The organism is Amycolatopsis sp. DSM 110486 (assembly GCF_019468465.1).
Lineage (GTDB): Bacteria > Actinomycetota > Actinomycetes > Mycobacteriales > Pseudonocardiaceae > Amycolatopsis.
In genome coordinates this window covers 1,988,569-2,012,168 of record NZ_CP080519.1, presented here as the reverse complement: position 1 = coordinate 2,012,168, position 23,600 = coordinate 1,988,569, and the positions used below count along the sequence as shown (strand labels likewise).

General features: G+C 70.2%; 22 protein-coding genes. 10 read left to right on the top strand and 12 right to left on the bottom strand.

What is annotated here, in order from left to right; genetic code table 11:
- Positions 1-24: 24 nt before the first annotated feature.
- Positions 25-1,245 carry a hypothetical protein gene (locus K1T34_RS09725; protein WP_255638425.1) on the bottom strand — a complete coding sequence of 407 codons (1,221 nt, stop codon included), beginning with the start codon at positions 1,243-1,245 and terminating at the stop codon, positions 25-27.
- Between the two features lie 238 nt (positions 1,246-1,483).
- Complete coding sequence (locus tag K1T34_RS09720) at positions 1,484-2,662, bottom strand: SPFH domain-containing protein (protein WP_220243954.1); 1,179 nt, start codon at positions 2,660-2,662, stop codon at positions 1,484-1,486.
- Positions 2,663-2,889: 227 nt separating this feature from the next.
- Between K1T34_RS09720 and K1T34_RS09715 the strand changes: the two genes are divergently transcribed.
- On the top strand, positions 2,890-4,299 hold the full coding sequence (locus tag K1T34_RS09715; protein WP_220243953.1) for an MFS transporter: 1,410 nt from the start codon (positions 2,890-2,892) through the stop codon (positions 4,297-4,299).
- 5 nt (positions 4,300-4,304) lie between these two features.
- Here the strand turns inward: K1T34_RS09715 and K1T34_RS09710 are convergent, their stop codons facing one another.
- Both K1T34_RS09710 and K1T34_RS09705 read right to left on the bottom strand, forming a co-directional pair.
- Positions 4,305-5,858 (bottom strand): acetolactate synthase large subunit, encoded by a 1,554-nt coding sequence (locus K1T34_RS09710; protein WP_220243952.1) that lies wholly within the window; start codon positions 5,856-5,858, stop codon positions 4,305-4,307.
- A 30-nt stretch (positions 5,859-5,888) separates the two neighbouring features.
- Complete coding sequence (locus K1T34_RS09705) at positions 5,889-7,262, bottom strand: FAD-binding oxidoreductase (RefSeq protein WP_220243951.1); 1,374 nt, start codon at positions 7,260-7,262, stop codon at positions 5,889-5,891.
- 867 nt (positions 7,263-8,129) lie between these two features.
- On the opposite strand from K1T34_RS09705, the gene K1T34_RS09700 reads away from it, so the two are divergent.
- Complete coding sequence (locus tag K1T34_RS09700; protein ID WP_220243950.1) at positions 8,130-8,435, top strand: winged helix-turn-helix transcriptional regulator; 306 nt, start codon at positions 8,130-8,132, stop codon at positions 8,433-8,435.
- Positions 8,436-8,510: 75 nt separating this feature from the next.
- On the opposite strand, the gene K1T34_RS09695 is transcribed toward K1T34_RS09700, so the two are convergent.
- Both K1T34_RS09695 and K1T34_RS09690 read right to left on the bottom strand, forming a co-directional pair.
- Positions 8,511-9,011 (bottom strand): DUF3830 family protein, encoded by a 501-nt coding sequence (locus K1T34_RS09695; protein ID WP_220243949.1) that lies wholly within the window; start codon positions 9,009-9,011, stop codon positions 8,511-8,513.
- A 3-nt stretch (positions 9,012-9,014) separates the two neighbouring features.
- Entirely contained in the window at positions 9,015-10,274 is a 1,260-nt protein-coding gene (locus K1T34_RS09690) for an aspartate aminotransferase family protein (protein WP_220243948.1), read from the bottom strand.
- Positions 10,275-10,385: 111 nt separating this feature from the next.
- On the opposite strand from K1T34_RS09690, the gene K1T34_RS09685 reads away from it, so the two are divergent.
- From K1T34_RS09685 to K1T34_RS09675, 3 genes are all read left to right on the top strand, one after another.
- Entirely contained in the window at positions 10,386-11,849 is a 1,464-nt protein-coding gene (locus K1T34_RS09685; protein ID WP_220243947.1) for an NAD-dependent succinate-semialdehyde dehydrogenase, read from the top strand.
- Entirely contained in the window at positions 11,846-12,904 is a 1,059-nt protein-coding gene (locus K1T34_RS09680) for a tartrate dehydrogenase (protein ID WP_220243946.1), read from the top strand. The genes K1T34_RS09685 and K1T34_RS09680 overlap by 4 nt, the downstream gene beginning before the upstream one ends.
- An 84-nt stretch (positions 12,905-12,988) precedes the next feature.
- On the top strand, positions 12,989-13,468 hold the full coding sequence (locus tag K1T34_RS09675) for a DUF4262 domain-containing protein (protein ID WP_220243945.1): 480 nt from the start codon (positions 12,989-12,991) through the stop codon (positions 13,466-13,468).
- Between the two features lie 70 nt (positions 13,469-13,538).
- Here K1T34_RS09675 and K1T34_RS09670 read toward each other — a convergent pair whose 3' ends face one another.
- The 3 genes from K1T34_RS09670 to K1T34_RS09660 are packed head-to-tail and all read right to left on the bottom strand — an operon-like array spanning position 13,539 to position 15,759.
- Positions 13,539-14,234, bottom strand: coding sequence for a GntR family transcriptional regulator (locus K1T34_RS09670; protein WP_220243944.1), 696 nt, complete (start codon positions 14,232-14,234; stop codon positions 13,539-13,541).
- 3 nt (positions 14,235-14,237) lie between these two features.
- Positions 14,238-14,972, bottom strand: coding sequence for a maleate cis-trans isomerase (locus K1T34_RS09665; RefSeq protein ID WP_220243943.1), 735 nt, complete (start codon positions 14,970-14,972; stop codon positions 14,238-14,240).
- A 46-nt stretch (positions 14,973-15,018) separates the two neighbouring features.
- The gene (locus K1T34_RS09660; protein ID WP_220243942.1) at positions 15,019-15,759 is read right to left on the bottom strand and encodes an Asp/Glu/hydantoin racemase; all 741 of its coding nucleotides are present in this window, start codon (positions 15,757-15,759) and stop codon (positions 15,019-15,021) included.
- A gap of 102 nt (positions 15,760-15,861) precedes the next feature.
- On the opposite strand from K1T34_RS09660, the gene K1T34_RS09655 reads away from it, so the two are divergent.
- The 3 genes from K1T34_RS09655 to K1T34_RS09645 all read left to right on the top strand — a co-directional run bounded on the left by K1T34_RS09655 (position 15,862) and on the right by K1T34_RS09645 (position 18,556).
- Positions 15,862-16,854: a D-2-hydroxyacid dehydrogenase gene (locus K1T34_RS09655; protein ID WP_220243941.1), complete on the top strand. Its 993-nt coding sequence runs from the start codon at positions 15,862-15,864 to the stop codon at positions 16,852-16,854.
- Positions 16,851-18,233 (top strand): amidase, encoded by a 1,383-nt coding sequence (locus K1T34_RS09650; protein ID WP_220243940.1) that lies wholly within the window; start codon positions 16,851-16,853, stop codon positions 18,231-18,233. Before K1T34_RS09655 ends, K1T34_RS09650 begins: the two co-directional genes overlap by 4 nt.
- Before the next feature lie 62 nt (positions 18,234-18,295).
- Positions 18,296-18,556, top strand: a complete 261-nt coding sequence (locus tag K1T34_RS09645) for a hypothetical protein (protein WP_220243939.1) — start codon at positions 18,296-18,298, stop codon at positions 18,554-18,556.
- 64 nt (positions 18,557-18,620) lie between these two features.
- Here the strand turns inward: K1T34_RS09645 and K1T34_RS09640 are convergent, their stop codons facing one another.
- Complete coding sequence (locus K1T34_RS09640) at positions 18,621-19,295, bottom strand: helix-turn-helix transcriptional regulator (RefSeq protein ID WP_220243938.1); 675 nt, start codon at positions 19,293-19,295, stop codon at positions 18,621-18,623.
- 65 nt (positions 19,296-19,360) lie between these two features.
- Between K1T34_RS09640 and K1T34_RS09635 the strand changes: the two genes are divergently transcribed.
- Positions 19,361-19,831: a MaoC family dehydratase gene (locus tag K1T34_RS09635; protein WP_220243937.1), complete on the top strand. Its 471-nt coding sequence runs from the start codon at positions 19,361-19,363 to the stop codon at positions 19,829-19,831.
- A 16-nt stretch (positions 19,832-19,847) separates the two neighbouring features.
- Here the strand turns inward: K1T34_RS09635 and K1T34_RS09630 are convergent, their stop codons facing one another.
- The gene (locus K1T34_RS09630; RefSeq protein ID WP_220243936.1) at positions 19,848-21,101 is read right to left on the bottom strand and encodes an MFS transporter; all 1,254 of its coding nucleotides are present in this window, start codon (positions 21,099-21,101) and stop codon (positions 19,848-19,850) included.
- 91 nt (positions 21,102-21,192) lie between these two features.
- On the opposite strand from K1T34_RS09630, the gene K1T34_RS09625 reads away from it, so the two are divergent.
- Positions 21,193-22,167, top strand: a complete 975-nt coding sequence (locus K1T34_RS09625; protein WP_220243935.1) for an aldo/keto reductase — start codon at positions 21,193-21,195, stop codon at positions 22,165-22,167.
- A gap of 3 nt (positions 22,168-22,170) precedes the next feature.
- Here the strand turns inward: K1T34_RS09625 and K1T34_RS09620 are convergent, their stop codons facing one another.
- Entirely contained in the window at positions 22,171-23,541 is a 1,371-nt protein-coding gene (locus tag K1T34_RS09620; RefSeq protein WP_220243934.1) for a wax ester/triacylglycerol synthase family O-acyltransferase, read from the bottom strand.
- Positions 23,542-23,600: the final 59 nt, after the last annotated feature.

Below are 23,600 nucleotides of genomic sequence, written 5' to 3'. Positions count from 1 at the left end.
CCGCGACCGTCGCGCGGGCCCGCGTCAATGGTGGTGCGTGACCGTGGTGTGGTGACTGGTCGAGTTGGTTGTCGACGAATGCGTTGATCCGCTGCTGTGGCCGCGGATCGCGACGAAGTAGACGATCGCGGCGATGACGATCAGCGCGATGAGGGCCGCGATGGCGATCTTCGCCTTGCTGTAGGGCCGTTCGCCCTGGACTTCGCCGGTGCGGCCGTTGACGAGGATCCGCCAGTTCTTGCCGGCGTAGACGTAGGTGGCGACCCAGACCGGGAGCAGCATCAGTTTGAAGGTGACGTCGCGGTGCTGCGTGTTCATCGACTGCACGCGCTGCTCGTCGCCGCCGATGTCGTGGCGGCAGTCGTCCTCGATGACCGGCGTCATGCGGCGCTTCGCTTCCTCGAAGCCGGATTCGGCCTCGATGTCGTAGCGCAGCGCGAAATGCCCGGCGAGGAACTGCGGCTGATACGGCTCGGCCTGCTCCAACGGCCACGGCGCGAGCTTGTCGAGTTCCTTCGACGGCAGCTGGGTGCTGCCCGGCACCAGCACGTCGTCGAAGAACCGGCCCACCCGGCCGCCCGCCGGATACCAGCGCGTGTGCCGTACCCGGCGGGTCTTCTGCTGTCCGTTGTCGTAGTAGGTCTCGGTGACCCAGTAGTGCTCGCCGCGCTGTCCGGAGTAGACGGTGTCCGTCTGCGAATCGTAGGTCCAGTGCGGGATGTAGGTGCTCTTGGTGGACTCGGCGGTGCCGACCTTCTTCAGCGCGTTGGGCGCGAACCAGCGCGAATTCGTCCACTTCTTCAGGTGTGTGCTCACCGCGCCCTTGTCGAACTGGAACGGCAGCACGCCTTCGGGCACGAGCTGCCCGGACGCGTGCGCGTCGATCACCAAGGGGGCACCGCAGAACTGGCACAGACTGGCTGTTTCGTTCGTCTCGGTGGTGGCGCCGCAGCGCTGGCACTTGAAGACGTACTGGCCGATCGTGGCGACCGGTTTGCGCGCCAGGTCGGTCAGGTCGGCGAACGCGATCTCGCGGATCTGCCGGTCGCCCGCCGTGATCTCCTGGCGGTACCCGCAATACGGGCACTGCATCGAGGTCGACCCCGGCGCGAACTCCAGGCGAGCTCCGCAGCCGCCGCACGGGTAGGTGGTCGCGGCCGTGTGCGCCGGAGCGAACGCGGGTGGCGGACCGGACTGCAGGGGACCGCCGGGCATGGGTGCGCCCGGCATCGGTCCGCTCGGCATCGGGCCACCAGGCATGGGTCCGCCGGGCATGGCACCGCCCGGCATCGGGCCGCTGGGCATTGGGCTTCCGGGCATGGGTCCGCTCGGCATCGGGCCACCAGACGTGGATCCGCCGGGCATGGCAGCGCCCGGCATCGGGCCCGGGCTTCCGGGCATGGGTCCGCTCGGCATCGGGCCGTGGTGCGGGTAGTTCGGGTTGGTCATGGCGGCTCCCCTCCGCAGGACGAGTCTGGACGGCTCAGGACTGCGGCGGCAGCGGCGGCGGGGTCGCGCCGAACAGCGGCGAGACCTCCGGCACCTGCGAGGCCGGCGTCCATTGCGGCATTCCGGACTTCCACACGAGGGTCTCCCGGGTCAGCGTGCCTGACGAGATCTGCTGCCCGAGCTGGCTCCGGTCGAACGGGCCGAGCTGCTGACCGTTCGCCCCGAGGAACCACTGCTCGGACTGGGGCAGCGGCGGCGGCATCTGCGGCGTCGGCGCGGACGGCGGCTGCTGCTGATATTGCTGCGGCTGCTGCTGGTACTGGGGCTGTTGGTACTGCTGCGGCTGCTGGTACTGCTGCGGCGCGCCCTGCGGCCCCGCGGCTCGCTGGCCGAGCGCCATGCCGAGGCCGATGCCCAGGCCTTCACCCGCGCCGCCCTGGTTGTTCGCGGCCGCTTCGATCGCGTTGGCGGACTGGAACTTCGTGTACTGGTCGAGATCACCGACCACGCCCATCTGGGTCCGCTTGTCCATCGCGGCCTCGACCTCGGGCGGGACCGAGATGTTCTCGATGATGAACTTCGAGATCTCGATGCCGTTGGCGTGCAGTTCGAGGTTCAGCGCGTTGGCGATCGCGCCGCCGATCCGGTCCTGCTGGGTGACCAGGTCGAGCATCGGCACCTTGGCCGCGGCGATGGCGGGGCCGAGCTTGCCGATGATCATCTGCCGGAGGTACTCGGAGACCTCCTCGGTGCGGAACTGCGGGTCGGTGCCCGCGAGCTCCTTGAGCAGCGCGACCGGCTCGATGACGCGCACGGCGTACCCGCCGAACGCACGGAGCCGGACCATGCCGAACTCCGGGTCGCGCAGGATGATCGGGTTCTGCGTGCCCCACTTGAGGTCGGTGAACTGCCGGGTGTTGACGAAGTAGACCTCGGCCTTGAACGGCGAGTTGAACCCGTACTTCCAGCCCTTGAGCGTGGACATGATGGGCATGTTCTGCGTCTGCAGCGTGTGCATGCCGGGCGCGTAGGCGTCGGCGACCTGGCCCTCGTTGACGAAGACCGCGGCCTGCGATTCGCGGACGGTGAGCTTGGCGCCCATCTTGATCTCGTTCTCGTAGCGCGGGAAGCGCCACACGATCGTGTCACGACTGTCGTCGGTCCACTCGATGATGTCGATGAACTCGCCGCGGATCTTGTCGAAAATCCCCACCTACTGGCCCCCGTCGCCTCCGTCGTTCCGGGCGCTCCCCCGGCCCGTCGACACAGTACCGCGCGCTCCCGCCCGAAATCGGACGGGCGTCGCCAGGCTCGCGCCCGATTTGACTGCTCCATTCAGCCCAGTCCGCTAAGTCGGATCAATCACGTACCTCCCGACAAGGACGGTCTAAGCGGTAGCGTCCCTTCCGGTACTGCGTACGACTAAACCGGGGGCGCAACGTGGGTCAGACAAGCGGACGAGCGATCGTCCCGGTGCTCGCTTCGTGCGGCCTCGTCGCTTCTTTCATGCAGACGTTGGTGGTGCCGCTGATCCCGGCGTTTCCGAAGCTGCTCAACGCATCCCCGACCGACGCGGCGTGGGTGGTCACGGTGACGTTGCTGGCGGGCGCGATCATCACGCCCGTTGCGGGGCGGCTCGGTGACCTCTACGGCAAGCGGCGCGTGCTGCTCGCGAGCCTGGCCGTGCTGGTCGTCGGCTCGGTCGTCTCGGCACTCACCAGCGAGCTCGCGCTGATGGTGGTCGGCCGGGGATTGCAGGGGTGCGCGATGGGTGTGATCCCACTGGGGATCAGCATCATGCGTGACGAGCTGGCGCCGGAGAAGGTGAGCGGGGCCGTCGCGTTGATGAGTGCGACGCTCGGCGTCGGCGGTGCGATCGGGCTGCCGCTGGCGGCCGTCGTGGCGCAGAACGCCGACTGGCACGTGCTTTTCTGGAGTTCCGCGGGCCTCGGCGTGATCTGCGCGGGGCTGATCCTGCGCTACGTCGGCGAATCGCCCGTGCACACGCCCGCGCCGTTCGACTACGTGGGCGCGCTGGGCCTGGTCATGGGCCTCACGTGCTTGCTGTTGCCGATCGTCAAGGGCGCCGAATGGGGCTGGGGCAGCGCGGGCACGTTGGCCACCGCCGCGGCGGCGATCGTCGTGCTGCTGACGTGGGGCTGGTACCAGCTACGTCGCCGTGACCCGCTCGTCGACCTGCGCGTGTCGGCGCGGCGGCCGGTGCTGTTCACGAACCTGGCGTCGATCCTCGTCGGGTTTTCCATGTACGCCATGGCTTTGTCGTTCCCGCAGCTGCTGCAGGCACCGTCGGCCACCGGCTACGGACTCGGCCAGACGATGGTCCAGGCCGGCCTCTGCCTCGCGCCCAATGGCCTGGTCATGATGGCGCTCTCACCCGTCTCCGCGCGCCTGACCAACCGCCACGGCGCGCGCGTCACCCTCATGACCGGGTCCGTCGTGATCGCCCTCGGTTACGTCTTCGCGATCCTGCTGATGGACAACGTCGTCGAGCTCATCACGGCGTCCGTGATCATCGGCGCGGGCGTCGGCATTGCGTACGCCGCCATGCCCGCGCTCATCATGGGTTCGGTGCCGGTGACGGAAACGGCTTCCGCCAACGGCCTCAACGCCCTCATGCGTTCCGTCGGCACTTCGACGTCGAGCGCCGTGATGGCCACGCTGCTCGCCAACCTGACCATCACCGTCGGCGCGCTGACGGTCCCTTCGCTCACGGGCTTCCGCACGACGTTCGCCGTGGCGGCCGTCGCCGCGGTGATCGGGCTGGGCCTCACGGCCCTCGTGCCCCGGGTCCGCGCGAAGACGGCCGCACGGGAACCCGCTGCGGTCTAGCGAAACTAGAGCAGCGGCGCCACCGCGGCATCGATCAGGTGCGGCCCCGGCTCCGCCAGCGCCCGGCTGAACTGCTCGGCCAGCTCCTCCGCCGTGGTCGCGCGCGTGGCAGGCACGCCCATGCCCTCGGCCATCTTCGCGAAGTCCATGTCGGGCCGGCTGAGGTCGAGCAGTTCCTTGGCCTTCGGCCCGTCCGACGCCGCGCCCACGCGCTGCAGCTCCATGCGCAGGATCGCGTAGGCGTGGTTGTTGAGGATGACCGTGGTGACGTCGAGGTTTTCGCGCGCCTGGGTCCACAGCGCGGAGATCGTGTACATCGCGCTGCCGTCGGACTGGAGGTTGATCACCGGACGCGACGGCGCGGCGATCGCGGCGCCCGTGGCCACCGGCATGCCGTAGCCGATCGCGCCGCCGGTCAGCGTCAGCACGTCGTGGCGCGGGGCTCCCGCCGTGGCCCCGGGCAGCAGCAGGCCGGACGTGTTGGCCTCGTCGGCGATGATCGCCTGCTCCGGCAGCAGCGCGCCGATCACCGCGACCCAGTTCTGCGCCGTCAGTGGACCGCTCGGCAACGCCGGACGCGAAGCCTCCTGCAGCACCGGCTCGACGTCGGCGGCGACGATCGCGGCGACGTCGCTCAGCGCGGCGGCCACGTCCTGCCCGACCTCCGCCAGCACGTGGACCTTGGCGCCCTCGGGCACGAGCACGCTCGGCTTGTCGGGGTAGGCGAAGAAAGACACCGGCGCTCGCGTGCCGGCCACGATCAGGTGCTTCACGCCGTCGAGCTGGTACATCGCCTGCTCGGACAGGTACCCGAGGCGCTCGATGTTCGGCAGGCCCGCGCCGCGTTCGAGGCGCGCCGGGAAGGTTTCGATCAGCGCCTTCGCGCCCGTCGCGGCGGCGATGCGGCTGGTGGCCAGCAGCCCGGCCTCGCGGCAGGCGGGACCACCGATGAGCAGCGCCACCGATTCACCGCTGCGCAGCACCTCGGCGATGTTCTTCACCGTGGTCGCGTCCACGGCCTGCGGCGCGCGCGGCGGGATCGGCGCGCACGTCTCGCCGCCTTCGCCCCACGACGAATCGGCGGGCAGGATCAGCGTCGCCACCCGGCCCGGCGCGTCCTGCGAAGCCGCGACGGCTGCCGCTGCGTCGGCACCGACGTCCTTCGTGTGCGAAGAGCGGCGTACCCAGCCTTCGAGCGAGCCCGCGAGCGCGTCGATGTCCGATTCGAGCGGCGCGTCGTACTGCTTGTGGTAGGTCGCGTGGTCGCCGACGACGTTGACTACCGGCGTGTGCGCGCGGCGCGCGTTGTGCAGGTTCGCGAGCCCGTTGCCGAGGCCCGGGCCGAGGTGCAGCAGGGTCGCGGCGGGCTTCTCTGCGATGCGCGCGTAGCCGTCGGCCGCGCCGGTCACCACGCCCTCGAACAGCCCGAGCACCCCGCGCATCTCCGGCACGGAGTCGAGCGCGGCGACGAAGTGCATCTCCGACGTGCCGGGGTTCGAGAAGCAGACCTCCACCCCGGCGTCGACGAGGGTGCGGATCAGGGACTGGGCGCCGTTCATGCTGCTCACTTTCTGGGTCAGGCTCAGGGCTCAGGAGAAGAGGACACCGGGATTGAGGATGCCGGCGGGGTCGAACCCCTGCTTGATCCGCCGCAGCAGCTCGAGCTTCGCCGGGTCTTCGAGTTCCTTGTGGTACTTGGTTTTCGTGCGGCCGAGGCCGTGCTCTCCGGAGATCGCGCCGCCGAGGTCCATGGCGCACGTGAAGATGTCGGTGAGGAGCTTCGAGCGCGTTTGCGGGTCCTTGCAGAAGATCGCGAGGTGGACGTTGCCGTCGCCGGCGTGCCCGCAGCCGATCGCGCCGGCGCCCGCGGCCAGCGCCAGCTCGCGCGCCTTGGTGAGGAACGGCGACATCGACGAGCGCGGCACGACCACGTCGATCACGTCGTCGGCGCCCGCGGATTTGGCCGACCAGAACGCTTTTTCCCGCGCTTCGATGAGCTTGCGCGCGGAGCCGCCTTCGAGCACGTACACGTCGATCGCGCCGAGTTCGCCCAGCAGCTCGCCGAGCGTCTCGACGTCCTCGCCCAGCCGGCCGGTGTCGCGGTTTTCCAGCGCCACCACCAGATACGCCTGCACCTTGTCGCGGATCGCGTCGGGGACACCGAGCTCGAGCTTCTCGTTGTAGACGATCGCGGCCATCGTGAGGTTGTCGATGTACTCGAGGATGTGGGGCGCGAGCCCGCTCGTCACGATCTTCGGCACCGCGGCCATCACCTGGTCGAAGTCGTCGAACGGCGCGAGCACGGTGGCGCCGTGGGGCAGCCGCGGGTGCAGCTTCACCGTGACCTCGGTGGCGAGCGCGAGCGTGCCCTCCGAGCCGACGATCAGCTGCGTGAGGTCGTAGCCCGTGGAGATCTTCGACGTGCGCCCGCCCGTGCGGATGATCTCGCCGGTGGGCAGCACGGCCTGCAGGCCCAGGACGTTGCTGCGGGTCACGCCGTACTTGATCGCGCGCATGCCGCCAGCGTTGGTGCCGACGTTGCCGCCGATGCTCGCGCTGAGCTCCCCGGGGTACACGGGGTAGGTCAGGTTCGCCTCGGCCGTGCGCTGGTCCAGCTCGGCCAGCGTGACGCCCGGCTGCACCACGGCGACGTGGTTCACGGTGTCGATTTCGAGGACGGCGTTCATCCGCTCGAACGACACGAGCAGGCCGCCTTCGACGGGTCGCGCGGCCGCGGAGAGCCCGGTGCCGGAGCCCCGCGCGGTCACGGGCAGCGCGGCTTCAGTCGCGGCCTTCAGCAGCTCCGCGACTTCCTCGGCGCTGTGCGGCTTCGCCACGTACGCGGGCTTTTGCTGCTGCACGCTCAGCGCTTCGTCGTGGGCGTAATCGTCGGAGATCGCGTCGCCGACCAGCAGGTTCTCCGCCCCGACGATGTCCGCCAGCCGTGCCGCGACGGTACCCATCAGCTGCCACTCCCTCACGCGCCGGTGCCTGGTTACCGAAGCGTAGTACGTCGCGTGGAGGGCTCGCTATGAAACTTCTTCACGTTGACGGGAGGGGTGTCGCGAAGGGACCGTTCGCGCCCCTGTGGCGACCGGTGGCCTCGGTGCCCCGTCCCCTTCACCTGGAAATGAAAAAACGACCATTTCGGCGACGCCCCGCGAGCCGCCGAAAAATGGCCGGAAAGAACACTGGGCCACGCCGTTGCGCACGGCGTGGCGGGTGATTCGGAACTGGTGTTTCGGAGAAAGGGTGACCGAGGGGACCGGCCCGCGCCAACAGGCCGGCCCCCGGTGAAACCTTGCCGCCAGATCAGACAAGCCAGCCGAGCACGTGCGCCAGGTGGGCGAGCAGACCCGTGATCAGGTCGTGGCCGTGGTGCGCGTGCTGGATGAACGTGTGCATTGAGGGGCTCCTTGTTCTGATTTGTGTTCAGTTGTGCTCTCGCGAGGAGCGAACGAAGATTTTCACCGCCCTGGCGTGGTGTCAAAAAGCCATTCGCCGGCTGGGGTGGGCGTCACGAATCTTCCACCGTAAACGCGTAAGGCTTTCGTGTTCTTCGGCGGGGTGCCATTGTGGACGGACGGCCACCGTAGGTAGCCGCGAGATCAGTTGATCACTCTGGGTAGCAGACTGCCGTTGCGACAACCGGGCGTCGTCGTTACCCGAACCGGTGATGGGGCTGCCACGAATGGTGAGTCTCGGAGGTTCACACGCCCGGGTGACGGAGGCGTGGTGTCAACGCCCGCGGCGGCCGCGTCAAAGCTTCGTCAACGGCTCGAGTTCCTTGTGCCCGACCGCTTTAGCGTCGCGTGCGAAGGAGGTGTGCCGTGCCCGGACCGCTGCACGTGACCGGCTACCGCAAGGCCGTCGAGGTGATCGACGTGCTCACCGAGGGTGAGACGGGCTTCACCGAACTGCGCAGGCGCACCCGACTGTCGCGTCACTGGCTCGCCCGGGTGCTGCGGGTGCTCGCCGCGGAGGGGCTCGTCCGGGGGACCGGTTCGTGGGACGAGCGCCCGGCGCCCGACACGCGGTTCGCGCTCACCGAAGAAGGCCGGTGCCTGGCCGACGAGCTCGCCGACCTCGACGTGTGGACGGCGCTGTACGAGAACTACGTCAACGGCCCCGGCTGAGCCGGGGGTGCTGGGGGACGACGAAGGCCTCCGCGCCCGTCCGGACACCGGACGCGGAGGCCTTCGCTGGGGGTCTTACTCCGAGCGGGCGTAGGTGAGCGTCTCGCCTTCAACGCCGCGCAGCCACAGGTCCTGCGCGGCCGCCGCCATGTCGGCGAGGCCCTCTTCGATCGTGGCGAAGACGTTGCCCGGCACCCAGCCGGCGTCGCCGTTGATCAGGAGGTTGTTGCGCCCGTAGAAGATCGCGAGGTCCGTGGCGCCCTGGTCGCCGTGGGCCTCGCTGCCGTCGTCGTAGCCGTACGCGGGGTTGCCGATCTCCCACGCCTCGAACCCGAAGTACACGACGTCGCCCGGGATCGGCGTGATCGTCGGGTTTTCGCGGCCCGGCTTGGGGTTCGCGAAGGGCGGCACGAGCGTGTAGACCTCGTTGCGCGCGTACTTCGCGTGGTAAGCCGAACCGCTCTGCGGCAGCGCGTCCCACACGGCCTGGCAGGTGCGCGGCGCCTCGGCGTCGAGCAGCCGCGCGCGGCAGGAGACGCCGCGCTTGTCGAGCTTGATCGTGATGTAGCGCGCCATTCCTCAGCCCCCCACGGTGACGGAGGCGACCACGTCGCCCCAGATCTTCAGTGCGTCGTCGACCTGCTCGGCGTTCACGACGAGCGGCGGGACCATGCGGACCACGTTCGAGTAGGCGCCGCAGGTGAGCAGCAGCAGGCCGCTCTTCGACGCCAGCTGCTGGGCCGCCGCGGCCGTCGCGCCGTCCGGCTCGCCGTCGGCGGTCGTGAACTCGGTGCCCACGAGCAGGCCGAGGCCGCGGACGTCGCCGATCGCCGGCGTCTTGTCCGCGATCAGCCGCGCGCCCTCGAGCAGCTGACGGCCGCGCTCGGCGGCGTTCTCCACCAGCTTCTCGTCGCGGATCACGTCGAGCGTCGCGATCGCCGCGGCGCACGAAACCGCGTTGCCGCCGTACGTGCCGCCCTGCGAACCCGGGTACGCCTTCGTCATCAGCTCGTGCGAAGCGGCGATGCCCGACAGCGGGAAACCGCTCGCGAGGCCCTTCGCGATGAGCACGACGTCGGGCGTGATGCCGAAGTGGTCGTGGCCCCAGAACTTGCCGGTGCGGCCGAACCCGGCCTGCACCTCGTCGACCACGAGCACGATGCCGTGGCGGTCGGCGCGCTCGCGCAGGCCGGCCATGAACTCGGTGTTGGCCGGCACGTAGCCGCCCTCGCCGAGCACGGGCTCGACGAAGAACGCGGCCGTCTCGCTCGGCGCGGAGACGGTCTGGAACAGGTAGTCGAGCTCGCGCAGCGCGAACTTCGTGGCGGTCTGCTCGTCCCAGCCGTAGTGGAAGGCGTAGGGGAACGGGGCCACGTGCACGCCGCCCATCAGCGGGCCGATGCCGGTGCTGAACCGCGTGCCGGACGTGGTCATGGTGGCCGCCGCGACCGTGCGGCCGTGGAAGCCGCCCTGGAAGACGATCACGTTGGGGCGCTTGGTCGCCTGGCGGGCGAGGCGCAGCCCGGCTTCGACGGCTTCACTGCCGGAGTTGGCGTAGAAGAGCGAGTCGAGACCCGTCGGCAGCACCTCGCCGAGGCGGCGGGTGAGCTCCAGCAACGGCTTGTGCATCACGGTCGTGTACTGGCCGTGGATGAGCTTGCCGATCTGGTCGCGCGCGGCCTCGACGACGCGCGGGTGGCAGTGGCCGGTACTGGTCACGCCGATCCCCGCGGTGAAGTCGAGGTGACGTTTCCCGTCGACGTCGTAGAGGTACACCCCTTCACCGTGGTCGACCACGACGGGAGTTGCCTGCTTGAGCAGCGGGGAAAGCTCGGCCATGCGGCGCTCCTGGTTCTTGGTGTGAGGTTGCTGGGGAAAGCACTGTGGCGGTTGTCGATTGTTGACAATATCCATAGCATGGCCTCGGGACAACACGGAGGAGCAAGCTGGATGAGCGCGATCACTGAAGCCGGCGTCGTCGGCGCGGTCGACAAGGAACTCTTCGTCGGCGGCAAGTGGGTGCCCGCGAAGAGCGGGAAGACCTTCGAGGTGCAGGACCCGTCCACCGGCACCGCCCTGTGTGAGGTGGCCGACGCCGGCGCCGAGGACGGCATGGCGGCCCTCGACGCGGCCGTCGCGGCGCAGGCCGGCTGGGCCGCCGTCGCACCCCGTGAACGAGGCGAGATCCTTCGGCGGGCCTACGACAAGCTGATCGAGCGCCGTGACGAGCTGGCGCTGCTGATGACCCTCGAGATGGGCAAGCCGCTGGCCGAGGCCGCCGGCGAGATCACCTACGCCGCCGAGTTCTTCCGCTGGTTCGCCGAGGAGGCCGTGCGCATCGACGGCGGGTACGCGACAGCGCCCAACGGTGTCGGCCGCTTCCTCATCACCAAGCAGCCGGTGGGCCCGACGCTGCTGATCACGCCGTGGAACTTCCCGATGGCGATGGGCACGCGCAAGATCGGCCCGGCCGTTGCCGCCGGCTGCACGATGGTGATCAAGCCGGCCGCGCAGACGCCGTTGTCGATGCTCGCGCTGGCGTCGATCCTGGCCGAGGCGGGGCTGCCCGAGGGTGTGCTGAACGTCGTCACGACCACCGACGCGGGTGGCGTGATGGAGCCGCTGATCCGCGACGGACGCGCGCGCAAGCTGTCGTTCACGGGGTCGACCGCGGTGGGGCGCAAGCTGCTGGAGCAGTGCGCGGAGAAGGTGCTGCGCACGTCGATGGAGCTGGGTGGCAACGCGCCGTTCCTGGTTTTCGACGACGCGGACCTCGACGCCGCCGTCGAAGGCGCGATGCAGGCGAAGATGCGCAATATCGGCGAGGCGTGCACCGCGGCGAACCGCTTCTACGTGCAGCGCGGCGTTGCCGACGAGTTCTCGCGGCGGCTGACCGAGCGCATGCAGGCGCTGGCGATGGGGCGGGGCACGGAGGAGGGCGTGGTCGTCGGTCCGCTGATCGACGAAGCCGCCGTGAAGAAGGTGACCGCGCTGGTCAAGGACGCCACCGACCGCGGCGCGCGGGTGCTCACCGGCGGCGCGACCGTGGACGGGCCCGGCCACTTCTACCAGGCCACGGTGCTCACGGACGTGCCGGTCGACGCGCGGATGGCGTCGGAGGAGATCTTCGGGCCGGTCGCGCCGATCACCCAGTTCGACACCGAGGACGAGGCGATCGCGAAGGCCAACGACACGGAGTACGGCCTGGTTTCGTACCTGTTCACCAGCGACGTGAAGCGGGCGCTGCGCGTGTCGGAGCGGCTCGAGGCCGGGATGATCGGGCTGAACCAGGGCATCGTGTCGAACCCGGCGGCGCCGTTCGGCGGCATCAAGCAGTCGGGGCTCGGGCGTGAGGGTGGCACGGTCGGCATCGAGGAGTTCCTCGAGACCAAGTACATCGCGGTGAGCCTGTGAGCGAGTACCGCATCGCGAGCATCCCGGGTGACGGGATCGGCGTCGACGTCACGGTCGAGGCGCGCAAGGTCCTGGACGCGGCCGCTGCTCGGCATGGCTTTTCCTTGCAGTGGACCGAGTTCGACTGGAGCTGCGAGCGCTACACCCAGACCGGCTCGATGATGCCGGACGACGGCGTGGCGCAGCTGGCGGCGTTCGACGGCATCCTGCTGGGTGCCGTCGGGTTCCCCGGCGTGCCGGACCACATTTCGTTGTGGGGCTTGCTGATCCCGCTGCGGCGCGCGTTCCAGCAATACGTGAACCTGCGGCCGGTACGGCTGCTGCCGGGCACCACGTCGGTGCTTTCGGGGCGGACGGCCGACGAGCTGGAGATGGTGATCGTCCGCGAAAACTCCGAGGGCGAGTACTCGGCGATCGGCGGACGGCACAACTCCGGGCGGCCGGACGAGTTCGTGCTGCAGGAATCCGTGTTCACGCGGGTCGGGGTGGAACGGATCATCCGGTACGCGTTCGAGCTGGCGCGTACGCGTTCTTCTCGCGTGACGTCGGCGACGAAGTCCAACGGGCTGATCCACTCGATGCCGTTCTGGGACGAGATCTTCGCCGAGGTCGCGGCGAAGTACCCGGACGTCGAAAGTGGACAGATGCACGTGGATGCGTTGGCCGCGCGCATGGTTCAGGCGCCGGACCGGCTCGACGTGGTCGTCGGGTCGAACCTCTTCGGCGACATCCTGAGTGACCTGGCGGCCGCCGTCACGGGCGGACTGGGCATGGCGCCGTCCGGAAACATCAACCCATCGGGTGAGTTTCCGTCGATGTTCGAAGCGGTCCACGGGAGCGCTCCGGACATCGCCGGCCAGGGCATCGCCAACCCGGTGGCCCAGATCCTGGCGGGCGCGATGCTGCTCGAACACCTGGGCGAAACCGTTGCCGCGCAGGCGATCCGCACGTCCGTCGACGAGGTGCTCACGGCCGGCGCCGAGCTCACCCCCGACCTCGGCGGCACCGCTACCACAACTCGCCTCGGCACGGCGGTGGCCGAAGCGCTCCGCTGATTTTTCGTCGGTGCTCCCCGCTTCACTTCTCCTCGACCGACCGGCTCCCGCCGGACCGGTTTCGTCGAACGAGGGGGAGCACCGATGTGCGAGCAGTGTGAGGACCGCGAAAACACGGCCAGACCCGGGGAGCGTTACCTGGCGGAGGTCCTCGAGCGGATCCAGGAGTACGGCTGGTGCGTCCAGGGCGTGCTGGGCACAGGTCCCCGGCCGCCCTGGGCCTACACCGTCGGCCTGACGGCCCACGGCCTGCCGGAGCTCGTGGTCACCGGTCTGCCGCCGCACCCGTCCATCCTGCTGCTGGGCGCCGCCGCCGAACGCTCCTTCAACTCCGGTCCACCGCAGCCCGGCGAGATCTTTTCCTTGCGGGGCTTGCCTTCCGTCGAGGTCGTCGCCCTCACGTCACCGTCGGCGCACCTGTCGGTCGCGGTTTCCCTGTACGGCCACGACATCCGCGCCCTGCAACTCGTCCACGCCGACGAAGCCGGCCGCTTCCCGTGGTCCCCGTCCTACCGCGACGGCCTCGGCGGCCAGCCGGTGCTGGGGACGCGGTCCGATGACTGAACGGGTGTGGCGCGGTCTTCGGCCGGCGTTGTCACGCCTGCGCGGTTGCGGTCGCGGCTCGTGGTCACGGTCACGCGGGAGCCGGCGCTCCGCCTTCCTTCAGGCTCGTCCCCGGCACGAGTCGGCCGATCGCGTCCTCCATGTGCGCGTCCAGCAGGTGCAGGGCCGCGTCCGCGTCGCCGGTGCGCAGTGCGTCGATGATGCGCGTGTGTTCGTCCACGCGGTCTTCCACGCCCTGCTCGGTGCTCTGCAGCAGCGTCAGGCACATGCGCGTCTCGATGAGGAGGGTGCGGGCCATGCGTACGAGGCGTTTGCTGCCGGAGGCGTTGATGAGGGCCTCGTGGAAGGCGAGGTCGGCGGCGGAGAGCGCGGTGGGGTCGTCGTCGTTCGCGGCGGCGGCCATGTCGGCCACGGACTGCTCCAGCGAGGCCGCGATGAGCTCGCGGTCGCCGCGCAGGGCGCACAGCAGGGCGGCGCGCTCGACGGCCGAGCGGGCGAGGTAGATGTCGAACACGTCGCTCGGCTCGAGGTCGATCACGAACAGGCCGCGGTGGCGCTCGCTGCGGAGCAGTCCTTCGGAGACGAGGTGCTGCATCGCCTCGCGCAGCGGGCCGCGCGAGACCTGGAACCGGGAGGCGAGGTCGGTCTCGCCGAGCTGTGTGCCGGGAGGCAGCGCGCCGGTCATGATCGCGTCGCGCAGCTGGCGCGCGATCACGGCGGCGGTCGACTCCCGGCTGACCGGTTCGATGTCGGGCAGGACGACCACGGTTCAGCTCCTCACCCGGAACAACGCGCCCAGCGAACGCACCAGGCGCGTGGTGCCGGTGAGCCGCAGGCCTTCCCAGATCGTCACCTGGTTCGCCGTGAGCACGGGCTTGTCCAGCGCGGTCTCGATGGTGTTGATCTCGCCGAGCGTGCGCATCGCGGTGTCCGGCACGAGCACGGCGTCGGCCTCGGGGTGGTTGTTCGCCACGGCCAGGCGCACCACGGCCTGGGGCTCGAGCCGGCCGACCTCGGCGGCGGTGTCGATGCCCGCGCTCGCCATCGTGAGCACCTCGACGCCGCCGGCGGCGAGAAAGTCCACGAACAGGCGCGCGACGTCGTCGGGGTAGCTCGCGGCCACCGCGACGCGCTTCACGCCGAGGGCCTGCGCCGCGTGCACAAAGGCGAACGACGTGCTCGATGCCGGGACCCCTGCCACCGCGGAGAGGCGGTCGGCCTGGTCGCGCGCGCCGTCCCAGCCGTACACGAAGCTGCCGGAGGTGCAGGCCCAGATCACGGCGTCGGGCTCGTGCTTGGCGAGCTGGGCGGCGCCGTCGGCGAGGCGGGCCTCGCTGCCGAGGTCGAGCAGCTCCGGCACGGCGTGCAGGTCGGTGCCGTAGATGTGCTCGACCGGCAGCCGGATGTCGCCTTCGTCGGCGTCCGACCCGCCGAGCAGCTGCTCGGCGAGCGGGTAGTCGTCCTCGGCCGCGTGGTCGGGGTAGATGAAGCCGATCGTGGTCACAAAACCTCCGGGATACGCAGATTGTCGACAATCTTAGACAGGTGGGTCAAGAGACCTCCCGCAGCCACTTGCCGGGGCCGACGATCGGCAGGTACATGCGGCGCAGGCAGGCCCACATGGTCAGCTGGTTGGCCGTCAGCACGGGCTTGCCCAGGGCTTTCTCGAGGGGCTCGATCAAGTCGAACGTGGGGAGGTTGGTGCAGCTGACGAAGATCGCTTCGGCGTCGCTGTGATCGGCGGCGAGGATGCGCTCGGCGATGGTGCGGTAGCTGACCTTCCAGATGCCGCCGCCCAGACCAAGGTGGTCGCTGGACACCGTGGTCACGCCGAGCTCGGCGAGGAAGTCGTGGAGCTTGCCGGTGAGGTCGGCGTCGTAGGGGGTGAGCACCGAGATCCGGTGCAGGTCGAGCTGCTGCAGCACCTCGGCCAGCGCCCCCGAGGTCGTCACGGCGTCGGGTGCGCCCGCGTCGCAGATCGCCTTGGTGAGGGAGCGTTCGTAGTCGATGCCGTTCACGAAGCTGCCCGACGTGCAGAGGTAGGCGACGACCTCGGGCTCGACGTGCAGCACGTCGCGGGTCGCGGCCGCGAGGTGCCGGCTGTCGCTCACGAGCTGCGCCATCTCCATGCTCACGGGCACGGGCTCGTACGGCGTGCGGGCGAGGTGGAGGGAGACCTCCATCGGTACCCACCGCCAGAGTTCGCGTTCGAGGGCGAGGTCGAACGGTGCGATCACGCCGATGCCGCGCTGGGCTAGCGGGCCCTCGAACGCGAGGATGTCCAGATCCAAGGCTCAGCCTCCGGAATACGCCTGTGCAGATGACACGTCCGGTGCTCCGGGGGTCGTCCTCGGATTGTTGACAATCATACGAGCCACTTTTACGGTGTCAATGTGATCGCCTCGGAATTTCCCGTGCTGGCGGTGCTGTGCGGGTCGGCTCCACCACCGGACATGGCCGCTATCGAAAACGTGGCGGTAGTTCGTTACACCGACGCGCGAGGACTGACCGAAGCGCTTACCGGAGCCCAGGGGCTGTTCGTCTACGATTTCCTCTCCACGGCCGTGCCCGGAGCATGGCACGCGGCCGGCGACCTGCGCTGGCTGCACATCGCGAGCGCGGGCGTCGACCCGGTGCTGTTCCCCGGCCTGGTTGAGAGCGACGTCGTGCTCACGAACTCGCGGGGCGTCTTCGACGACGCCATCGCCGAGTACGTGCTGGGCGTGGTTCTGGCCTTCGCCAAGGACTTCGCGCGTTCGCTCGACCTGCAGCGTGCCGGCACGTGGCAGCACCGCGAGACCGAACGCGTCGCCGGGCGCGAGGTGCTCGTGGTCGGCACCGGGCCCATCGGCCGCTCGATCGCGCGGCTGCTGCGCGCGGCCGGGCTGCGCGTGTCCGGGGCCGGGCGGCGCCCGCGCACGGGCGACCCCGACTTCGGCACGGTGCACGACTCCGCGCAGCTCACGGAACACTTGCCCGCCTTCGACTACGTCGTGGCCGTCGCGCCGCTGACCGAGCAGACGAAGGGCATGTTCGACGCGGCGGCGTTCGGGGCGATGAAGCCGTCGGCGCGGTTCGTGAACGTCGGGCGCGGTGAGCTGGTGGTCACGTCCGACCTGGTGGCGGCGTTGCGCGGCGGGCAGATCGCGGGCGCGGCCCTCGACGTGTTCGACACCGAGCCGCTGCCGGGCGACAGTCCACTCTGGACCATGCCGGACGTGCTGCTGTCGCCGCACATGTCGGGGGACTTCCTCGGCTGGCGAACCACCCTGGTAGAGGTGTTCGCGGCGAACTTCCGCCGCTGGGTGGCCGGGGAGCCGTTGCACAACGTCGTGGACAAACGGCTCGGATACGTGCCGTCGGAATCGCAGGGAGCAGCCGGATGAGCCACCGGGAACTGACCGCCAGCGAACTGGTCGCCGCCTACGCCACCGGGGAGCTTTCGCCGGTGGAAGCGACCGAGGACGCGCTGCAGGCCATCGAGGAACGTGACGGCGAACTCAACGCCTACTGCCTCGTCGACGCCGACCGCGCGCTGGAGCAGGCGAAGGGCGCCGAGATCCGCTGGCGCGACGGCAATCCGATCGGCTGGCTCGACGGCGTGCCCTCGTCGATCAAGGACATGTTCCTCACCGCCGGCTGGCCCACGCGGCGCGGCTCGACGAGCATCCCGGCCGAGGGGTCGTGGGACGTCGACAGCCCCGTGATGGCGCGGATGCGCGAGGCCGGCCTGGTGGTGCTGGGCAAGACGACCACGCCCGAGATCGCGTGGAAGGGCGTGACCGACAGCGCGCTCGCCGGGATCACCCGCAACCCGGTGAACCCGGCGATGACCGCGGGCGGGTCGAGCGGCGGCAGCGCGGCAGCCGTCGCGGCGGACATGGGCGCGATCTCCGTGGGCACCGACGGCGGTGGTTCGGTGCGGATCCCGGCGTCGTTCTGCGGGATCGTCGGGATGAAGCCGACCCACGGCCGGATCCCGCTGTTCCCGGCGAGCCCGTTCGGCCCGCTTTCGCACGCCGGCCCGATGGCGCGCAGCGTCGACGACACGGCGCTGCTGCTCGACGTGATCGCCACCCCCGACCCGCGTGACCCGGCCGCGCTGGCGCCGCCCGTTTCCACCTTCCGCGAGGCCGTGCGGCGCGACGTGCGCGGGCTGATCGCGGCGTTCTCGCCGACGCTCGGCTACGTGGACGTCGACCCGGAAGTGGCGGCGATCGTCGCGGCGGCCGTGAAGGCGCTCGACGACGCGGGGCTGCAGATCGAGGAGGCGGACCCGGGATTCGAGGACCCGAAGCCGTCGTTCGACATTCTGTGGTCCACCGGCGCGGCGAAGCTGCTGGACTCGTTCCCACCGGGCAGCGAGGACCGCGTCGACCCGGGCCTGCGCCGTGTGTGGGAGCAGGGCAAGACCTACAGCGCGAGCGACTACCTCGACGCCACCGCGGCGCGCGCGGCGCTCGGCATCCTGATGGGCGAGTTCCACACGCGCTACGACGTGTTGATCACCCCGACCATCCCGATCCCGCCGTTCGAGGCCGGGCACGACGTGCCGCCGGGCAGCGGGCTGAGCGAGTGGCCGGAGTGGACGCCGTTCACCTACCCGTTCAACATGACGCAGCAGCCGGCGATCAGCGTCCCGGCGGGGCGGACGTCGGCCGGATTGCCGGTGGGGCTGCAGATCGTGGGCCCGCGGCACTCCGACGACCTCGTGCTGGCCGTCGCGAAGCTGCTCGAAGAGGTGCGGCCCTGGGTGGTGCGCTGACCCGACGCACGTTGGGGTGAAAACCGGCCGCGAGCGCCGGAGACTGTGTCAGGGTCTGGCGCGTGCATTCCACGGGCTGGCGGTACGAGCAGGCGATCGCCACTGTCGACATGACCGGTCAACCCACCCGCGTGATCGTGGGCCTCATCGAACACGACGACCGTCTCTCGGCCGCCCTCCGCATCGAAGACGGCCCGACGGCGCTGGTGCCGCTCGAAACGGGCGGCGAGCTGCTCAAGGCGCTGCGCCAGACCCTCGAGAGCTGGTGGAAGCTCGACGGGCACCGTGACGTCGCGCCGGAGCCGCGTTCTCCCGGGCGCTGACTTCCGGAGACCCTGACTATCGGAGACCCTGACTACCGGAAACACTCGCTACCGGGAACCCTGACTACCGGAAACCGAGCCGCGCCAAGTGGTCCCGGCCGATCGGCGTGATCCGCAGGGCTCGCCCGGCCGGGCGGCGGCGCACCCAGCCCGCGTCGAGGAGGCCGCTCAGCAGTGCGGCACCGAGCGCGCCGGCGAGATGGACCCTGCCCTGTGACCAGTCGAGGCAGGCGCGGACAGGTGGAGCCGCGGTGACTCCGGTGATCCCGAGTGCGGTGAGCAACGGGTGGTCGAAGGTGCGTACGGCGTCGGTGTCGCCCGGGCGGAGCGCGCCGACGACACCGTCTTCCTGAAGCCGTGCCGCGATCGTGACGCCGAGTCGGCCGCCGAGATGGCCGTAACAAGCGCGGGCCTCGATCAGTTCGTCCGTCGGCGGGTCCGGCTGCAGGTTCGCGGGCAGCCGGGGAGGTGCGAGCGCGGCGAGGGCCTCCACGAGCTGGGCGACCTCCGGCCCGGCGAGCTGGTGCAGCCGCCGCCGGCCGGACTCCGTCACTCGTACCAGGCCCGCGTCACACAGCCTGCGCAGGTGCGCGCTCGCCGTGGACGGGGCGATACCCGCGACCGTCGCGAGGACGCGCGCGGTGTGGGCGTCACCATCCATAAGCTGCAGCAGCATTGCCGCGCGCGCCGGTTCGCCGATCGCCTGCGCGACGGTCGCGATGTCCGGTCCGGCCGTCATCGGCCGAGACTAGCCCGCTGACAGTTCGCTGCGGAGCGAATTGTTGTTGTGGTTAGCTGCGAGCCATGACCGAGTTCACGACGCCGATCGACGACCGCTGGTTCGAGGACTACCCGCAAGGCGCGGTGTACGAGTTCGGCGAAGCCGTGGTGACCGCGGAAGAGATCGTCGAGTACGCGCGGCGCTTCGACCCGCAGAGCTTCCACACCGACGCGGCCGCAGCCGAGCACGGCCCCTTCGGCGGCCTCGTCGCCAGCGGCTGGCACACGGCCGGCGTGATGATGCGGATGTTCGTGGACCACTTCCTGTCCTCGGTGTCCAGCCTCGGCAGCCCCGGCATGGACGACCTGCGCTGGCCCCGCCCCGTCCGCCCCGGGGACAAGCTCCACGTGCGCGCCACCATCGAGGAGGCGCGCCTCTCGAAGTCCAAGCCGGACCGCGGCCTGCTCCGCACGCACATCGAGCTCTTCAACGCCGACGACGAGGTCGTGATGACCGCCCACGCCATCAACTTCATGGCGGTACGCCCGAAATAGCCGTTTCGCGGCGGCTTCAGGTGGCCGGCGCCGTGTCCGCGGCGACCGGGCGCCGGCGCACCAACCCGCGTACCTGCCGGCTCGACAGCGCGAGCAAAGTCGCCATCACGATCAGCACACCGCAGCCCAGCAGCACGGGCTCGCGGCCCAGGTGCTCGACCAGCGGTCCCGCCGCGATCTGGCCGATGGGCATGGCCGCGAGGGAACCCAGCACGTCGTAGGAGTACACGCGGGCGAGGCGGTCCTCGGGGATGTTCTCCTGGAGGGACACGTCCCAGATGACGCTGAACTGCTCCATCGTCAAGCCGGCCAGGGCCATCGTCAGCAGGAGCGGCACCAGCGCGGGCCACAGGCCCAGGCTGAACATCGGCAGGGCCTCCGTCATCACCAGCAGCACGCCGACGAACATCGCGCGCCGGGGTTGCCAGCGCGCGGCGATGAGGCCGCCGAAGATGGAGCCGACCGTCTCGATCGCGAGGGCGAGGCCCCAGCCCGTGCGGCCGAACGTCTCGTCGGCGACGACCGGGCCGATCACGACGAGCGTGCCGAGGCCGGCGGCGTTGACGAAGGCGAACTGCACCACCACGATCCACACCCACGCGCGCGAGCGGAACTCGTGCCAGCCCGCGATGAGGTCGGCGATCGGGTGGCTCGCCTCGACGCGGGCGCCGCGCGGGAGGCGGATGCCGCGGTAGGCGACGGCGGCGGCGAGGAACAGCAGCGCGTTCACCGCGACCGCCCAGCCCGAGCCGGCGACGGCGACCACGATCCCGGCGACGCCGGCGCCCGCGACGCGGCCGGTGTTGGTGAGCAGGCGGAGCAGGGCGTTGGCCTGGCTCAGCCGGCCCCGCGAAACGGTCTGGGGCGTGATGGCCGCCGCGGCAGGCAGGGAGATCGCCGCGACCGCGCCGTTCACCGCGCTGAGCCCGACGAGGAATGGGATCGACGCGAATCCACAAAGGACGCTCACGGCGAGCGCGCCCTGCGTGATCGCCGCGGCCGCCTCGGTGCCCTGCATGATCACCGAGCGGGGCAGGCGGTCGGCCAGCACGCCGCCGAACAGCACCAGCGCGACGTTCGCGACCGAGCGCACGCCCACCACGAGCCCGAGGTCGACGGCCGAACCGGTGAGGTCGAGCACGGCGAACGCGAGCGCCACGGGGGCGACGGCGTTGGCGAAGGTGGCGAGTGTCCGTCCGGTGGCGAGCGCGCGGAAACTGCGGCCGCGCAGGGGCTCGAGGAGGCTCACGGCGAGCGAGTATCCGATCATCGGCACATCCGGCACAACTCGATATCCGCTGGCCGGGACCCACGCCACAGGTGTGGTGCGGGGCCGTGGCCCGTGTGCTCTCCTAAGGATCATGCGTACGACGATTCTGGGCAGGAGCGGCCTCGAAGTATCGAGGATTGCCTTCGGCACGTGGCAGCTCGGCGGGCAGTGGGGTTCCTTCGACGAGGACACGGCGATCGCGGCGATCCGGCACGCGCGTGAGCTCGGCGTGACCCTCTTCGACACCGCGCAGGCCTACGGTGCCGGCGCGGCCGAGCAGCTCCTCGGCAAGGCGCTGCGCAGCGAACTCGAGCACGACCGCGACAGCGTCGTCATCGCGACCAAGGGCGGCACGAAACCGCGCGCCGAACGGGCCCGCGACTCCCGCCGCGAGTGGCTCACCCAGGGTGTGGACAACAGTCTGCGCCTGCTCGGCGTCGACCACCTCGACCTCTACCAGATCCACTGGCCCGACCCCGAGACGCCGGCGGCGGAGGTCGCGGCGACGCTGCAGGAGTTCGTCGACGCGGGCAAGGTGCGCCACATCGGGGTCTCGAACTACACCGCTGCCGAGCTCGCCGCCTTCGACGAGACGCGCCCGGTGGAGACGCTGCAGCCGCCGTACCACCTGTTCCGCCGCGGCATCGAGACCGATCCGCTGCCCTACGCTCGTGAGCACGACATCGGTGTGCTCGCCTACAGCCCGCTCGGCAGCGGCCTGCTCACCGGCACCTTCACAGCCGATTCGGTCTTCGACGAGTCCGACTGGCGCTCGAAATCCTCGGCGTTCCAAGGTGAAAACCTGAGGCACAACCTGGAGATCGTCGACGAGCTCGCCAAGTTCGCCGCCGAGCGGGGCGCGTCGGTCAGCCGGCTCGCGATCGCCTGGACGCTCGCCCAGCCCGGCGTCCACGTCGCCATCGTCGGAGCCCGCAAGCCGCGCAACATCGAGGCCAGCACGGCCGCCGCCGACCTCGACCTGACGCCCGAAGACCTCGCCGAGATCGAGCGCATCACCGCCGGCGCCATCCAGGTCGGCGGCGCCAGCCCGGAAGGCATCGCGTAAGCCCTACTTGACGCCCGTCGCGCCTTCCAGCTCCGCCAGCGCCGTGTCCAGGTGCGTGAGGATCCGCTGCAGGTGCGGCACGCTGCGCCGGCAACCTGTGATGCCGAAGTCGAGGTTGTCGCCGTTGCTGGTCAGCGTGATGTTCAGCGCCTGGCCGTCGAGCAGCACCGACGCGGGGTAGATGCCGTCGAGCGCGGCCCCGTTCCAGTACATCTGCTTGCGCGGGCCCGGTACGTTGGAGATCACCAGGTTGAACGGCGGCCGCGTGTTGTTCACGACGCCCGGGATCGGCGACGCGCCCAGCTGCGCCACGTTGACGCCCGAGAGCAGCAGCGTCTGCAACGGCGTGAGCTCCGAGAAGAGCTTCTTGCCGTTGGTCATCGAGGTGTGGATCGCCGAAAGCCGCAGCGCCGGGTCGGACAGGTCGGTGCCGAGGTTGCACAGCAGCGCGCCGATGTTGTTGCCGCTGGCCTCGCCGGCGTCGGCCTTGCGGCGCAGCGACACCGGCACCATCGCGATCAGCGGCGCGTCCGGCAGGGCGCTCTGCTCGATGAGATAGTCGCGCAGCGCGCCGGAGCACATGGCGAGCACCACGTCGTTGCGGGAGACGCCGGCGGCGGTCGCCGCCGCGCGCACGCGGTCGAGCGACCACGACTGCGCGGCGAACCGGCGCGCGCCGCCGATCGGCACGTTCAGCATCGTCTTCGGCGCCTGCATCGGCAGCGTGAGCGTGTGCTCGCGGAACGCCTCACGCGCCACCTTCGCCGCGGCCGGCGCGATGCCCGCGACCTGGTCGAACGTCTTGCCCGCGAGGCTGAACAGCGACGGTTGCGCGTGGCCGTTGCCGTTGGTCCCGTTCTGCCGGCTGCCCCACGGCGGCGGGCAGTCGAGATCGTTCGGGTCGTCGGACAGCGTGCCCTGCAGGTGGCGCAGCGCGGAGACGCCGTCCATCAGCGAGTGGTGGATCTTGGAGTACATCGCGAACCGGCCGTCCTGCAGGCCCTCGATGAGGTGGATCTCCCACAACGGCCGGTGCCGGTCGAGCAGCGTGCTGTGCCAGCGGGAGGTGACCTCCAGCAGTTCGCGGATGCGGCCCGGCTGCGGCAACGCGGAGTGGCGGAAGTGGTAGTCGAGCTCGAGCTCCGCGTCGGCGGCCCAGCGCACGTACCCGGCGGTGTTCACGGGCCGGCTGGGGCGGCGCCGGAAGACGCTGCGCATGTTGTCGGTGGCGAGCATCTTCTGGCGGAGATCACTGAGGTAGTTCTCGCCCGCGTTCTCCGGTTTGCGGAACAGCTGCAGGCCGCCGACGTGCATGGGGTGTTCGCGGGTCTCGACCATCAGGAACATCGAGTCGGTCACGGGCATCAACGGCATTTTCCGACCACCTTCCGCCACGCAGGGGGCATCGGCGCTCCCCGGAGCCCGAGTCTACG

Coding starts and splice junctions, on each gene's coding strand:
- K1T34_RS09725 (WP_255638425.1), bottom strand. CDS start 1,245: ATGCCGAGCGGACCGATGCCGGGCGCACCCATGCCCGGCGGTCCCCTG.
- K1T34_RS09710 (WP_220243952.1), bottom strand. CDS start 5,858: ATGAACGGCGCCCAGTCCCTGATCCGCACCCTCGTCGACGCCGGGGTG.
- K1T34_RS09705 (WP_220243951.1), bottom strand. CDS start 7,262: ATGGGTACCGTCGCGGCACGGCTGGCGGACATCGTCGGGGCGGAGAAC.
- K1T34_RS09695 (WP_220243949.1), bottom strand. CDS start 9,011: ATGGCGCGCTACATCACGATCAAGCTCGACAAGCGCGGCGTCTCCTGC.
- K1T34_RS09690 (WP_220243948.1), bottom strand. CDS start 10,274: ATGGCCGAGCTTTCCCCGCTGCTCAAGCAGGCAACTCCCGTCGTGGTC.
- K1T34_RS09685 (WP_220243947.1), top strand. CDS start 10,386: ATGAGCGCGATCACTGAAGCCGGCGTCGTCGGCGCGGTCGACAAGGAA.
- K1T34_RS09675 (WP_220243945.1), top strand. CDS start 12,989: ATGTGCGAGCAGTGTGAGGACCGCGAAAACACGGCCAGACCCGGGGAG.
- K1T34_RS09650 (WP_220243940.1), top strand. CDS start 16,851: ATGAGCCACCGGGAACTGACCGCCAGCGAACTGGTCGCCGCCTACGCC.
- K1T34_RS09640 (WP_220243938.1), bottom strand. CDS start 19,295: ATGACGGCCGGACCGGACATCGCGACCGTCGCGCAGGCGATCGGCGAA.
- K1T34_RS09635 (WP_220243937.1), top strand. CDS start 19,361: ATGACCGAGTTCACGACGCCGATCGACGACCGCTGGTTCGAGGACTAC.
- K1T34_RS09630 (WP_220243936.1), bottom strand. CDS start 21,101: ATGATCGGATACTCGCTCGCCGTGAGCCTCCTCGAGCCCCTGCGCGGC.
- K1T34_RS09625 (WP_220243935.1), top strand. CDS start 21,193: ATGCGTACGACGATTCTGGGCAGGAGCGGCCTCGAAGTATCGAGGATT.
- K1T34_RS09620 (WP_220243934.1), bottom strand. CDS start 23,541: ATGCCGTTGATGCCCGTGACCGACTCGATGTTCCTGATGGTCGAGACC.